The following is a 14124-nucleotide window of genomic DNA, read 5'->3' on the forward strand; positions in this document are numbered from 1 at the left end:
CGCTTCGCGGATCGACCCTCCCCACAAGGGGGAGGGTGAGAGCCGCCGTCACTTGCTCATCGCCGCCAGCCACTCATCCACCCAGGCCTTGCGGTTGGCGGCGACCTCCTCCGGACTGAACAGCAGGGTCTTGGTTGGCTTCACCAGTTTGTCGAAGGCCGGATTGAGCGGCTTGTCTGTCTTGCCAGCCGGGAACATCCAGTTKGTCTCCGGAATGACGTCCTGGAATTTCGGTCCCGTCATGAAGGCTATGAACTTTTCCGCCAGCGGGTTCTTCGCGCCGGTCTTGGTGATGCCGGCGACCTCGATCTGCAGATACTCGCCCTCCTCGAAAGACGCGGCCTGGTAGCGTTCGGTGTTCTCGGCCACCATGTGGTAGGCCGGCGAGGTAGTATAGGAGAGCACCATCGGCGCCTCTCCCTTGGTGAACAGGCCGTAGGCCTCGCTCCAGCCCGGCGTCACGGTCAGCACCTTCGACTTCAGCTTGGCCCAGGCTTCCGGCGCCTTGTCGCCATAGACCGACTTCACCCAGAGCAGCAGGCCGAGGCCGGGCGTCGAAGTGCGCGGATCCTGGATGACAATCTTGTCGGAACCATTGCCCTCGACCAGTTCCTTCAGRCTTTTCGGCGGCTCTTTTAGCTTCTCGGTGTCGTAGACGACGGCGAAATAGCCATAGTCGAAGGGCACGAAAGTGTCGTCGCTCCAGCCGCCGGGCACATTGATGCCGGACACCGCGCCGTGCGGCGCGAAAAGGCCGCTCGCCTTGGCGTCCGCGGTCAGGTTGGTGTCGAGGCCGAGCACGACGTCGGCCTTGGTGCCGGCGCCTTCCAGCTTGACGCGGTTGAGCAGTGCCACACCGTCGGCGACCGAGACGAATTCGAGATCGCAATTGCATTCGGCCTCGAATTCTTTCTTCACCGCGGGGCCGGGACCCCACTCGGCTGTGAAGCTTTCATAAGTGTAGACGGTGAGTTTGTCCTTAGCCTCGGCGGGCGCAGCGCCCGTGAGCAGCGAAACGAGGCCGGTCGCGAGAATAAGACGGGACAATAACGAGCGCATCGGCGCCTCCTTTCTTCGAGTGACAAGGAATTGAGGCGTCGGATGTTCCGAAGCGTCTAATCCCTCCGCCGGTACAAACCGGATCAGGTTCAGCGGGTTGGCTTTCTGCCTCTCAGCCGGTCCGCGAAAGTCAGCGTCCGGYACCCCGTTAGAGCGCTTCGAGACATAGGCCCGGCCGCAGCAGCGTGCAAGCGGAACTTTGCCGGGGCATCCAGTGCATTGCTGCCACTTAGGGCTTGGCTGCGTTCAGTCTGGACGCGGCCCGGCTTCCGTTTCGCGGGCGGGGCTGGTAAGGGCGACGCCCATGGGCACATTCACCATCCTGCTTGGCGGCGAGCTCTTCCGCACGCCTCGGCTCGATCGCCAGATCGAAGGCTCGCGCGTCATCGCCGCCGATGCCGGTATCGGCCATGCACGCATGCTGGGCCTCATGCCGGAACTCTGGGTCGGCGATTTCGACTCGGTGCCGCCGAATCTCCCGGATGATCTGGCGGCCGTGCCGCGAAAGGTCTTTCCGGCCGAAAAGGACATGACCGATGGYGAGCTCGCCATCGCCGAAGCGCTCGCGCGTGGCGCGACCAGCCTGGTGCTGGTCGGCGCATTCGGCGGCAAGCGCGCCGACCACGCCTTCCTGCATCTAGCGCTTGCGGTTCGGCTGGCCGAGGCGGGCACGACCGTCCTCCTTACCAGCGGTGCGCAGGAAGCGGTTCCCATCCTGCCCGGCAAAGCCGGGTTCGACTATGCCGACGGCACGCTGTTCTCAGTGCTTGGCTTCTCCGACCTTTCCGGCCTGACACTTACAGGCGCCAAATGGCCGCTCGACCGCGTCGAGGTGGCGTTCGGCTCATCGCTCACTATATCAAACGAGGTCAAGGGCCGGCTCGAGATCGCGCTTGAGCGTGGCCGAGCGCTGCTGCTCGCCCACCCCTATCCTCTTCCCGAAAGCTGWCATGGCTCCGCCTCTCCTCAATCTCGACGGCATAAAACTGACCTTCGGCGGCACGCCGCTGCTCGAYGGCGCAGCACTCAGTGCCTCCGCCGGCGAGAAGATCGCGCTGGTCGGGCGCAACGGTTCCGGCAAGTCGACCTTGCTCAAGATCGCCGCCGGGATGATCGAGCCGCAGGACGGCGAAGTGTTCCGCCAGCCCTCGGCGACGGTTCGCTACCTGCCGCAGATGCCCGACATGGATGGCTTTGCCAATGTGCGGGCCTATGTCGAGGCGGGTCTTGGCCCGGCCGACGATCCGCATCGCKCCACCTATCTGATGGAGCATCTCGGGCTTACCGGCGAGGAACGGCCGGGCGACCTTTCCGGCGGCGAGGCGCGGCGCGCGGCCCTTGCCCGCGTCATGGCGCCCGAGCCCGATATTCTGCTCCTCGACGAGCCGACCAACCATCTCGACCTGTCGGTGATCGAATGGCTGGAAGAAGAGCTTGCCCGCACCTCCTCGGCAGTGATCCTGATCTCGCATGACCGCCGCTTTCTGGAACGCGTTTCGCGCGCCACCGTCTGGCTGGACCGCGGCCGGACGCGCCGGCTGGACAAGGGATTCGCGCATTTCGAGGAATGGCGCGACCAGGTGCTGGAGGAGGAGGAGCGCGAACAGCACAAGCTCGGCCGCCAGATCGTGCGCGAGGAGCATTGGCTGCGCTACGGTGTGACAGCCAGGCGCAAGCGCAACATGCGTCGCCTCGGCGAGTTGCAAGCCATGCGCCAGCGCTTTCGCAGCCATCGCGGCGCCGAGGGCACGGCCACGATGGTGGCGAGCGATGCCGCCGAATCCGGCAAGCTGGTGATCGAGGCCAGGAACGTCGACAAGAGCTTCAGCAACCTGACTGTGGTCAAGGGCTTTTCGACCCGCATCCAGCGCGGCGACCGTGTCGGCCTCGTCGGCCCGAACGGCGCCGGCAAGACGACACTTCTGAAAATGCTGACCGGCGAACTGGCTCCGGATGCAGGCACTGTACGGCTCGGCGTCAATCTGGAAATCGCCACACTCGACCAGAAGCGCGAGGCCGTCGACCCGCAGGAGACGCTGGCGCACTATCTCACTGACGGGCGCGGCGAGAACCTTCTGGTCAACGGCGAGCAGCGCCATGTCGTCTCCTATATGAAGGATTTCTTGTTCAAGCCGGAGCAGGCACGCACGCCGGTGCGAGAGCTTTCTGGCGGCGAGCGGGCGCGGCTGCTGYTTGCGCRCGTGCTGGCGCGGCCGGCGAACCTACTGGTGCTGGACGAGCCGACCAACGACCTCGACATGGAGACGCTGGAACTGCTGCAGGAACTGGTCGCCGGATTCGCCGGAACAGTGATCCTAGTCAGTCACGACCGCGACTTCCTCGACCRCACCGTCACGAGCGTGATCGCGCCGGACGGCGGCGGACGCTGGATAGAATATGCCGGCGGCTATTCCGACATGCTGGCACAGCGCGGCGGCTCCAAGCTGGAAGATCGCAAGGCAAGGCCGAAGGTCGAAGCCGCTGAGGCAGGCACGACGGCCAAGGCCGATCAGCCTGCCTCGAAAAGCCCGGCGAAGAAACTCTCGTTCAAGCAGAAGTTCGCGCTGGAATCCCTGCCGAAGAAGATCGAGGCCGTGACCGCGTCGATCCAGAGGCTTGAGAACAACATCGCCGACCCTTCCTTCTACGAGCGTGACCCGGTCTCGTTCCAGAAGACCATCGCAGCCCTGGACAAGGAGCGCACGACGCTGGCGGCGCTGGAGGAAGAGTGGTTGGAGCTGGAGATGCTGCGCGAGGAGGTGGAGGGGTAGATTGAAGATGCGCCCCCACCCGCGTATCCATAAGGTGTAGCCGGAGGCGCGTATGTCCGAACCCAGTGCCCGATCTTCGCGAAGGCCRCTGAAARGCTCTATCGATCAGCAAATAATCGAAGACACGAAGGCGTTTGAGCATCGACATCCGTCGCGCCGCCGAGTTGGGCATCGCGAATGCGATTGCCGCCGAAAAGACCGGTCAATGGCAAGAAGAGAACAAGGACGCCATTGAAAGCTGGAACGACTACGTCAGGCARAACGGACTGCCCCTCGCCAAATATCGGTTATTCTAAGGAGACGCGWTAATGTCGGCCTCGGCGCCGCCCCTCATCCGCCTGCCGGCACCTTCTCCCCGTATAGTTACGGGGAGAAGGAGGAAAACTCCGACGCCAACGCCCCTTCTGGAACGCCGGTGATTGGCGAAATCGTCGATGACAGCGCCCCTCTCCCCGTCACTATGCGGGGAGAGGATGCCGGCAGGCAGGTGAGGGGCGGCGCCGACGTCGGAAACATACAGGGGCAAAGCCACCCCAGGCCGATTTCGTTTCGGAAAACATTTAAAACCTGGCGGGCCTCACCCCGACGTCTTCGCCGCCCAGGCCTTCAGCGCCTCGTCAAAGACCTTCTCGCCGGGAATGCCCTTTTCCATCGTGAGCAGGGCGCGGCGTCCGGTCTTGTAGACCACCGGCACGTCGATCCAGTCCTGTCCCCTGAGCAGCGTCAGATTGGCGTCCTCGTCAGCCTTGGTGTCGTTGAGCGCGACGAGGAAGAAGCCGTCGGCGATCTTTGCCGGGATGCCGATCAGCGGGCTGCCGRCATCCTGCTCGGAGCTCTTCATGGCGATGCGCAGGATGTTGTCGACACCGCCGCCGTCAAATCCTTCCGGCGTCAGGAAGATCATTTCGACGATGTGGCTGGCCGGCAGGGTCTGGTCGGTGTTGCGCCGGATCGTCATGCGCAGCTGGATATCCTTGCCGGGAATCGTCGCCTCGGCGCGGATCGCCGGCTCCGGCGGCAGGTCGCCGCCGGGCGATTCCTGCACCAGCGACCAGACGATGCTGCCCGGCTCAGCCGTGCCCTGCTGCGTGCTCGTGCGCTCCTCATAGAAGATCGCCTTCTGGCCGACCGGCACGGTCGCTTGGGCCGTTGCAGGCGTGGGCGCCGCGCCGGGCGCGGGCGGTGTGGTCCCGSCTGCCGGGGGCTTGGTGCCGGCGGCGGCCGCAGCCGGATTGGCAGGCGCTGTCGGCGGCGTTCCCGCGGCAGGCGGGGTCGCGCCCGGCGTCTTATTGGTTGGCGGTGTGCCGGCCGGCGGGATCGTCGTGGCAGGCGGCGGCGTGGTCAGCGCGGCGACGGATTCGCCCTCGCCGATTGTGCTCTGCCCGGCGGYAGGGCCGGCATCGACCTCTTTGCCTTCAGGTGTCAGGCRCTGTGTGAACTTGGCCGTTTCGGCTGGCTCATTCGCGGCGGCCGCGTTATTGCCCGCGGCCGGCGGAGTAGCTGCCGTCTCGGCAGCCGGCTTTGCCGGAGYGGGCTTGACCAAAGGCTCGGTCGAGACCGTCTTGCTGCCGCCTCCTCCGCCGAAGCCGAGCATCGAGCTGAACGCATTCTTGTTCAGCCAGATGCCGTAGCCGCCGCCGGCGAGCACCAGCAATGCGACAACGGTCGCAATCAATCCGCCATAGCTGCGCTTGCGCGGGGGCGGCCGCAGCCGCTGGAAGGTTTCGGCCGCCGGCTGCTCGTCATTGGCGAAGACATCGCTGCCATCCTCCAGTTCGCCGGCGTTCATGCCGGGCTGGTCGATGTCGTCCTCGCGCGGCGAGGGCATCGGCGGCGGAGGCGCCTTCTGCCAGCTCGGCTCCGACTTCGTTGTGCTTTGCCAGCTCGGTTCCGGCTTCGCAGCAGCACTCTGCCGGCTTGGCTCCGCCTTTGGCGCGCTGTGCCAGCTTGTTTCCGTCTTCAGCGGTGCCAGCGTCGGCTTGAGCGGCTCAGCCTTGGCAGGCTCGAGCTTCACCGGCGGCTGCCGGACATGGCTCGGCTGGTTCCTGTTGCGGTCGATCGACGAGAAGATGTGTTCGAGCTCCGCCAGCGGATCGTCGGCCGGAGCGCTCTTGGCCGGAGCGGGCTTGGTATACTCGCGCTCGACGCCGGAAATGGCATCCTCGAGCGAGCGCTTCTGCTTGCTGATGACTTCGGCGGACAGCGGCGGCGAATAGTCCGCGAGCTTCTTCRCCAGCATCTCACGAGCATTCTCGTAAATCCGCTTGCGCAGCTCCGGCGAGGGTTCGCCGTGCTTGTCAAGCTGCTTTTTCAGAACACTAACGAAATCCGCCATGCGTCAGTTGACCTGCATTCTTTTCGCGRCGCCCGCAAATCAGTCGAGGCGCCGGGAAGGGCTGTGAAACTAGTCTTGAAACGGGTCAGTCACAAGTATCGTGTCGTCCCGCTCCGGGCTGGTGGAAAGCAGCGCAACCGGGGCGCCGATCAGCTCTTCGATGTAGCGGACATATTTGACGGCTTGTGCCGGCAGATCGTTCCAGCTCCTGGCGCCCGCCGTGGTCCCCTTCCAGCCTTCGAGCGTCTCGTAGACCGGCTCGACGCGCGCCTGCGCGCCCTGGCTGGCCGGCAGATAGTCGATCAGCTCGCCATCGAGGCGGTAGGCGGTGCAGACCTTGATCTCGTCCAGCCCGTCGAGCACGTCGAGCTTGGTGAGYGCGATGCCCTTGATGCCGTTAACGGCGACGGCCTGGCGAACCAGTACGGCGTCGAACCAGCCGCAGCGGCGCTTGCGGCCGGTGACGACGCCGAATTCGTGGCCACGCGTGCCGAGGAACTCGCCGATCTCATTCGTCTGTTCTGTCGGGAAGGGACCTTCGCCGACGCGCGTCGTATAGGCCTTGGTGATGCCGAGCACATAGCCGATCGCGCCAGGGCCGGTGCCCGAGCCGGCGGCGGCCTGCCCCGCCACCGTGTTGGACGAGGTGACGAAGGGGTAGGTGCCATGATCGATATCGAGCAGCGTTCCCTGCGCGCCCTCGAACAGGATGCGCTCGCCCGCGCGCCGCTTGTCGTCGAGCACTTTCCAGACACGGTCCATGTAAGGCAGGATCTCGCCGGCCACCGAGGTCAGCTCCTGCATGATCGCCTCATGCGTCGCCTCGGCATGGCCGAGCCCGCGGCGCAGTGCGTTGTGGTGCGTCAGCAGCCTGTCGACCTTCAGGGGAAGTGTTTCCAAATCCGCCAAATCCATCACCCGGACGGCGCGCCGGCCCACCTTGTCCTCATAGGCTGGGCCGATGCCGCGGCGGGTCGTGCCAATCTTGGTTCCGGAATTCGAGGCGGCGTCTTCGCGGAATCCGTCCAGCTCCCGGTGCAGCGACAGGATAAGCGCGGTGTTTTCGRCTATTTTCAGGCGCTCGGGCGTCACGTCCACGCCCTGCTCCTTGAGCTTCTTGATTTCGGCGACGAAGGCATGCGGGTCGAAGACCACGYCGTTGCCGATGATCGAGAGTTTGCCCTGCCTGACCACGCCCGACGGCAGGAGCGACAGCTTGTAGACCTTGCCGTCGACGACGAGCGTATGACCGGCATTGTGGCCGCCCTGGAAGCGCACGACCACGTCGGCGCGTTCCGACAGCCAGTCGACGATCTTGCCCTTGCCTTCGTCGCCCCACTGCGAGCCGACGACCACCACATTGGCCATGTTCTTTTCCCTTGAGCTGCCGCCTTGGCGGCTTGAAACGACAGGCCTCTATAGACTCATGCGCCGGCCGATGCGACCCTTTCTTTGCCCCCGAAACCCCAGAGCATGATCCCGAAAAGTGGGGAGCCGGTTTTTCGGAGGAGATCATGCTCCAATCGTCATCCGGAACCAGGCACAACAAATTTCGGCTTCCGCATCATTTACTTGGCCTGGCCGCTGCAATAGGCCGGCTTAGCTCCTCGAACGCGCCCCGCACCGGATTGAGCAATGCATCGAGCCGCCTATCTGTTCCTTCTCTCCACCACGCTGCTGTGGGGCGGCAATTCCGTGGCCGGCAAGCTTGCCGTCGGCCACGTGTCGCCGATGACGCTGGTCTTCCTGCGCTGGGTGTTGGCGGTGCTGATCCTGCTGCCCGTCGKCTGGCGGAYGGTTCGCCAGGACTGGCCCGAGCTGCGGCGCAACTGGCTGCTGCTTGCYGGCCTCGGCGCCWGCGRCTTCACGATCTTCAACGTCATCTTCTACACGGCGCTGAATTACACGACCGCGATCAACGTCTCGATCGAGCAGGCCGCCATACCGATCGTCATCATTCTTGCCAATTTCGTACTGTTCCGCCTGCATGTGCAGCGCCTGCAGATCGCCGGCGTGGCGCTGACGATTATCGGCGTTGCCCTCACCGCGAGCCATGGCGATCTAAGCCAATTGCTGAAGCTCGAGCTCAATTTCGGCGACGCGATCATGCTGGTCGCGGTTGTCTGCTACAGCCTCTATTCGGTGGGGCTTCGCCTGAAGCCTTCCGTCCGCTGGCAAAGCCTGATGCTGGCTTTGTCGCTCGCCGCGCTCCTGACTTCGGTGCCCTTCTTCATCCGGGAGGTGGCGGTAGGCCGGGTCATCGTCCCGGATGCGCGCGGATGGACGGTCGCATTTTACACCGCGCTCGGCGCCAGCGTCGTCTCGCAGATCTTCTATATCAGGGGCAATGAACTGATCGGCGCCAACCGGGCCGGGCTGTTCATCAATCTGGTGCCGATCTTTGGYACGCTGCTTTCGGTGCTGATCGTTGGCGAGCGATTTGAGCTCTATCAGGGTGTGGCGCTCGCGCTGGTGCTTGGCGGTATCGCGCTGGCCGAATACAGCGGCAGGCGAGCTGCCTTGCCGGCATCACTCGCACCTTCTCCAAGCATTTCAAGCCGCGGCCAAAAATAACGACCCAGCGCAGGATTGCGCCTGGCATCCCTGCACATGAGGTCAGGTAGATCTGACATTGTCAAAACGCCCCGCTTGCTGCCGCAGGCGGGGCGTTTTGATCTCAGGCGATCGGCCCGTTCATTCGCTGCCGACGTCAAACCGCAGCCGCTTGGCCGAGACGATCGACTTGTGTGCCCTGAGCTGATCCAGCACCTTTTCCGGGAAGGGCGCGTCGAGATAGAGCAGCGCGATCGCGTCGCCGCCCGGTCGGTTGCGGCCGAGCTGGAAGTTGGCGATGTTGACGCCATTCTCGCCGCAGACGGTGCCGAGCAGGCCGATGATGCCGGGCGCGTCGGCATTGGTCGTGTAGAGCATATGCTGGCCGACTTCTGCGTCGAGATTGATGCCCTTGATCTGGATGAAGCGCGGCTTGCCGTCGGAGAAGCAGGTGCCGGCGATCGAGCGCGTCCTGTGTTCGGTCTTGACGGTGAGCTTGATATAGCCGTCGAAGACGYCCGACTTGTCGCGCTTGACCTCGGCGACGATGATGCCGCGCTCCTTCACCATGAYTGGTGCCGACACCATGTTGACGTCCGAGACCTGCGGCCGGATCAGGCCGGCGAGGGTTGCGCTGACCAACGCGCGCGTGTTCATCGTCGCGGTCGAGCCGTCGAACAAGATCTCGACCTCCTTGATCGGATCCTCGGTGACCTGGCCGACAAAGGCGCCGAGCACCTCGGCAAGCTTGACGAAGGGCCTTAGCCGCGGCGCTTCCTCGGCTGTGATCGAAGGCATGTTGATGGCGTTGGAGACCGCGCCCTTGATCAAATAGTCGGCCATTTGCTCGGCGACCTGCAGGGCGACATTCTCCTGCGCTTCGGTGGTGGAGGCGCCGAGATGCGGGGTCACCACGACATTATCCATGCCGAACAGCGGGTTGTTCTCGGCCGGCTCGACCTCGAAGACGTCGACGCCGGCGCCGGCCACCTYGCCGCTCTTAAGCGCGGCAACCAGGTCGGCTTCGACCACCAGCCCGCCGCGCGCGCAATTGATGATGCGCACGCCGTTCTTCATCTTGGCGATCGCCGCCGCGTCGATGATGTTGCGCGTCTTGTCCGTCAGCGGCGTGTGCAAGGTGATGAAGTCGGCACGTGCGAAGAGCTCGTCGAGCTCGACCTTCTCGACGCCGAGTTCCTCGGCGCGGCTGTCGGACAGGAACGGATCGAAAGCCACGACATGCATTTTCAGGCCGACGCCGCGCGTGGCCACGATCGAGCCGATATTGCCGCAGCCGATCACCCCCAGCGTCTTGCCGGTGATCTCGATACCCATGAAGCGGTTCTTCTCCCACTTGCCGGCATGGGTCGAGGTGTTGGCCTCCGGAATCTGGCGGGCCAGCGCGAAGATCATGGCGATCGCATGCTCCGCCGTGGTGATCGAATTGCCGAAGGGCGTGTTCATCACGATGATACCCCTGCGGCTTGCCGCGGGGATGTCGACATTGTCGACGCCGATGCCGGCCCGGCCGACGACCTTGAGCTTCGCGGCGGCATTGATCAGCTTCTCGGTGACCTTGGTCGCCGAGYGGATGGCGAGGCCGTCATACTGGCCGATCACTTCGAGCAGCTTTTCCTTGTCCTTGCCGAGATCGGGCAGGTAGTCGACCTCGATGCCGCGATCCTTGAAGATCTGCACGGCGGTGGTTGAAAGTTTATCCGAGACGAGAACGCGGGGCGCCATGGCGGCCTCCTTGAAGGAAATTGGATGTGTCGGGAAATGGCGGCCCGCAGGCCGCCAGGGATCTCAGGCCGCTGCTTTCAGCGACGCCTTCTGCATGGCGAAGGCCCAGTCGAGCCAGGRCAGCAGCGCTTCGAGATCGGAAGTCTCGACGGTCGCGCCGCACCAGATGCGCAGCCCCGGCGGCGCATCGCGGTAGGAGCCGATGTCGTAAGCGACACCTTCCTTGTCGAGCGCCGAGACGWTCCCCTTGGCGAAAGCCGCCTGGCCGTCGGAATCGAGCGCCGCGACTTGGCTGTCCGTGAAGGAGAGGCAGACCGAAGTGTTCGAGCGTGTCGCCGGATCGACGGCCAGATGGCCGAGCCAGGGCGACTTGTCCACGAACCGGTCGAGYACCGCAGCGTTGGCATCGGCGCGGGCAATCAGCGCTTCCAGGCCGCCGATCGACTTCGCCCAGTTGAGCGCATCGAGGTAATCCTCGACGCACAGCATCGACGGCGTGTTGATGGTCTCGCCCTTGAAGATGCCCTCGATCAGCTTGCCGCCCGAGGTGAGGCGGAAGATCTTCGGCAGCGGCCAGGCCGGCTTGTAGGTCTCGAGCCGCTCGACGGCGCGTGGGCTGAGGATCAGCATGCCATGCGCGCCCTCACCGCCCAGCACCTTCTGCCAGGAGAAGGTCACGACATCGAGTTTTTCGAATTCGAGCCTTTGCGCGAAGGCGGCTGAAGTCGCATCACAGATGGTGAGACCCTTGCGGCCGGCCGGAATGAAATCGCCGTTCGGTACCCGCACACCTGAGGTCGTGCCGTTCCAGGTCAACACCACGTCGCGGTCGAAATCGATCTGCGTCAGGTCGGGCAGTTCGCCGTAGCTGGCCTCAAAGCGCCGCACGTCGGCGAGCTTCAGCTGCTTGACCACGTCGGTGACCCAGCCGGAACCAAAACTTTCCCAGGCGACCATGTCGACGCCGCGCTCGCCGAGCAGCGACCATAGCGCCATCTCGACCGCGCCTGTATCGGATGYCGGCACGATGGCGATGCGGTAGTCGGCGGGAACCTTGAGGATTTCGCGCGTCAGCTCGATTGCCCGCTCGAGCTTCGCCTTGCCGACCTTGGCGCGATGGGAGCGCCCAAGCGCGGCAGCTTTCAGYGCCTCGGCCGACCAGCCGGGACGTTTTGCGCAGGGACCTGAGGAGAAATTGGGATTTGGCGGACGGAGTCCGGGCTTGGTAAGCGTCGTCATCGTGGTCTATCCTTCCAGATAGTGGCCCCTCGTTGGGGAGGGGTGGCCCACGGACGGCGATATGCGCTCAGGCTCTCGGCGTCAAGAGCAAAGTTTTTGTCGCTGGCGGAATACCGGTACCGCACCAACTGGCCGCGCTAAACGCATGTCGCCCAAAAATGYGCCGCGACTTTGGGAAACAACATGCGCAAATACAAAGGTTTAAACCGCGTCGCAGCGCGGCGCTTTAGGCGCAAAAGCAAATGGCGGATCATCATCCGACCCGCCATTGCGATTGGATGCATTCTGGACGGTCACCAGAGGTCGTAGCGCAGCCCGACCTTGACCTCATGATAATCGATACCCTTGTGGATCGAGGGCGTGCCCGAGCTGTCGATGGTAGCGAATTTCGCCGATGGCACCGACACATATTGGTAGCCGACATCAAGCGCGACATTCCTGCTGACCTGGTAGGCGAAGCCGGCGCCCAGCATGTATGCCAGATTGTACTGTCTTTCGCGCGTAATCGTGCCGTCGTAAACGCTCGAATTGAAACAGTTGAAAGTCGTTGTCGTCGTAGTGCCGCCGCCGACCGTTGTGACGGAATCGTCCTGRCAGTCCCTGGCGCCCTGCGCGAGCGTATAGGTGCTGTAGGCCACGCCGAGACCGCCGCCGACATAGGGCGTGAACCCGACATAGGTCCCGAGATCGACAAAGGCGCTGGCCATGACGTCATACGCCTTGTTCCTCGTGTAGTCCGAGCCGTCGCAGGAGCGGCTGCCGGGACCCGAAACCTGGCTGACGATGTTGCCGGACGTGTTGTCGGTTACCGTCGTGGTCTGGGTGCCTTCGCAGGTGGTGACATATTTGTTGTCGAACTTGCTGGTCGRCATCAGCCCGAAGTTCAGTTCGCCGCGCAGGTAATCGTTGAAATGATAGCCCATGCCGATGGAGCCCGAGAGGGCGCTGACATCGGTGACGACACCGGCCGGCGTCTCCGAAAAATCGTAAGGCTTGTTGAAGGCGTAGCCGACGTCGCCGCGCAGATACCAGCCTGAGCCGACCTCGACCGGCTGATAGTCCGGCGCCTCGTCGACATAGATCGGCGGATTGTAGTCGGCCGACACCGCCTGTGCCGCCGGCATCAGCACGATTGCGGCGAGCGCCAGTGCTATACGCGATTTGAGTGTCATGGTCCCCGGCTCCTAAAGTTGGCGCCAGTCGCGAACGCGAGCACAGCTGCCGTATCAAGGAGTATTGTTAACCATAGTGGTTAAGTGCCGGTTAAGGATAACAGGCGGTTACCAAATTGATTTCGGTAAGACTTTACCAGCCGCGCACAAAGCAAAACCGCCCGGCTGATGCCGGGCGGCTGGCAAATCTCAGGATATTCGAAGCGACTACTTGGTGTAAACTGGCTGCGGCTCGGGCACATAGGGTTCCGGCGGCGGAGCGCAGTCGGACCTGCCGAACTGATAACGCAGGCCGCCGCGCACTTCATGCACGTTGATGCCGCGATCGTAGCCCGGACCGACATTGCTGTCCGAGGCATATTCGAACATCTTGCCGCCGTTGATATGGCTGTAGCGATAGCCGACGTCGAGCTTGACGTGATCGGTCAGGCAGTAGGAGGCGCCGGCCATCAGAGCGTAAGCAAAGCGCCAGCCCTTGCCGCCGGCATGCTCGAAGGAACCGTCGAGATCCGTGTTGTGCAGCGTGTCCCACTTGACCCAGGCGCCGCCGATGCCGGCGCCGACATAGGGTGTGACACCATGCCAGGTGCCGATGTCGACATAGGCGTTGGCCAGAAGCAGCAATGCCGAATAGGACGAGGTGTCGACGGAGGTACAGGCCACCGTGCCGCCGGAGCAAAAGCCGTTGGTCGAGCCGCGGAAATCGGACCTGGCCAGCCAGTCCGCGGTGAGATCGGTGCGGAAATACTGGTTGACCTGGTAGCCGACACCGGCGCCGGCAGAGAAGGCCCCCTTCAGCTTGCCGCTGGCGAAGCTGCCGGGAATTTGCGGCGGCGTCCCGCTGTAAGTCGTGTAATCACCGCCCCGAAACTTCGACCAGTGATAGTCGATATCACCGCGGATGTACCAGCCGCCGACATCGACCGGCTGAGCCTCGACTACAGGCGGCGGCGCCTCTTCGACCGGTGGCGGTCCCGCGAGGTCGGCGGCAAAGGCCGGCCCGGCCACTCCCGCGAACAGCGCGGCAATCAATGCCATTCTTGCTGTATTGAACATGCTGTCACCCCTGAGAAGCCTCGGGACGACGCCGCCCGAAGATGGTTGCCTCGGGCGTGGATAATGAATTGCAAAGGTTAAAAGCCGTTTAACCGTACCGATTAACCACGAATCTATACAATTTTAGATGGAATGCCGTTGTCCGGACGACTGTGGGCGCACAWCAAAGCCCGCCGGGCGGCGGGCTTCCGGAAGG

At 63.7% G+C, this 14124-nt stretch carries 10 protein-coding genes, 1 pseudogene and 1 riboswitch; of the genes and pseudogenes, 4 read left to right on the top strand and 7 right to left on the bottom strand.

What is annotated here, in order from left to right; translation table 11 throughout:
• Positions 1-48: 48 nt before the first annotated feature.
• Entirely contained in the window at positions 49-1059 is a 1011-nt protein-coding gene (thiB, locus tag ORS3428_RS04280; RefSeq protein WP_071094900.1) for a thiamine ABC transporter substrate binding subunit, read from the bottom strand.
• Between the two features lie 43 nt (positions 1060-1102).
• Positions 1103-1217, bottom strand: a riboswitch (TPP riboswitch).
• Positions 1218-1363: 146 nt separating this feature from the next.
• On the opposite strand from thiB, the pseudogene ORS3428_RS31090 reads away from it, so the two are divergent.
• The 3 genes and pseudogenes from ORS3428_RS31090 to ORS3428_RS32175 all read left to right on the top strand — a co-directional run.
• Positions 1364-2005 (top strand): annotated as a pseudogene (locus ORS3428_RS31090) (thiamine diphosphokinase); the annotation flags it as partial.
• A 4-nt stretch (positions 2006-2009) separates the two neighbouring features.
• Positions 2010-3830: an ABC-F family ATP-binding cassette domain-containing protein gene (locus ORS3428_RS04290; protein ID WP_071094904.1), complete on the top strand. Its 1821-nt coding sequence runs from the start codon at positions 2010-2012 to the stop codon at positions 3828-3830.
• A 134-nt stretch (positions 3831-3964) separates the two neighbouring features.
• A complete protein-coding gene (locus ORS3428_RS32175; RefSeq protein ID WP_244507852.1) occupies positions 3965-4126 on the top strand; it encodes a type II toxin-antitoxin system CcdA family antitoxin in 162 nt (53 codons plus the stop codon).
• Between the two features lie 281 nt (positions 4127-4407).
• Here ORS3428_RS32175 and ORS3428_RS04300 read toward each other — a convergent pair whose 3' ends face one another.
• Together ORS3428_RS04300 and ORS3428_RS04305 are read right to left on the bottom strand one after the other, a co-directional pair.
• On the bottom strand, positions 4408-6165 hold the full coding sequence (locus ORS3428_RS04300; RefSeq protein ID WP_071094906.1) for a hypothetical protein: 1758 nt from the start codon (positions 6163-6165) through the stop codon (positions 4408-4410).
• A gap of 69 nt (positions 6166-6234) precedes the next feature.
• On the bottom strand, positions 6235-7533 hold the full coding sequence (locus ORS3428_RS04305; protein WP_071094907.1) for an adenylosuccinate synthase: 1299 nt from the start codon (positions 7531-7533) through the stop codon (positions 6235-6237).
• A gap of 267 nt (positions 7534-7800) precedes the next feature.
• On the opposite strand from ORS3428_RS04305, the gene ORS3428_RS04310 reads away from it, so the two are divergent.
• A complete protein-coding gene (locus ORS3428_RS04310; RefSeq protein ID WP_071094910.1) occupies positions 7801-8739 on the top strand; it encodes a DMT family transporter in 939 nt (312 codons plus the stop codon).
• A 120-nt stretch (positions 8740-8859) separates the two neighbouring features.
• Here the strand turns inward: ORS3428_RS04310 and serA are convergent, their stop codons facing one another.
• From serA to ORS3428_RS04330, 4 genes are all read right to left on the bottom strand, one after another.
• On the bottom strand, positions 8860-10461 hold the full coding sequence (gene serA, locus ORS3428_RS04315) for a phosphoglycerate dehydrogenase (RefSeq protein ID WP_071094912.1): 1602 nt from the start codon (positions 10459-10461) through the stop codon (positions 8860-8862).
• Positions 10462-10524: 63 nt separating this feature from the next.
• Positions 10525-11700 (bottom strand): phosphoserine transaminase, encoded by a 1176-nt coding sequence (locus tag ORS3428_RS04320; RefSeq protein ID WP_071094914.1) that lies wholly within the window; start codon positions 11698-11700, stop codon positions 10525-10527.
• Between the two features lie 293 nt (positions 11701-11993).
• Entirely contained in the window at positions 11994-12872 is an 879-nt protein-coding gene (locus ORS3428_RS04325) for an outer membrane protein (RefSeq protein WP_071094916.1), read from the bottom strand.
• A 207-nt stretch (positions 12873-13079) separates the two neighbouring features.
• Positions 13080-13928, bottom strand: coding sequence for an outer membrane protein (locus ORS3428_RS04330; RefSeq protein WP_071094918.1), 849 nt, complete (start codon positions 13926-13928; stop codon positions 13080-13082).
• Between the last annotated feature and the right edge of the window lie 196 nt (positions 13929-14124).

It is taken from the genome of Mesorhizobium sp. ORS 3428, assembly GCF_001854785.1.
Classification (GTDB): domain Bacteria; phylum Pseudomonadota; class Alphaproteobacteria; order Rhizobiales; family Rhizobiaceae; genus Mesorhizobium.

What these genes read in the sequence shown, in the direction of transcription:
- ORS3428_RS04330 (WP_071094918.1), bottom strand. Translation starts at nt 13,928, where the DNA reads ATGTTCAATACAGCAAGAATGGCATTGATTGCCGCGCTGTTCGCGGGA.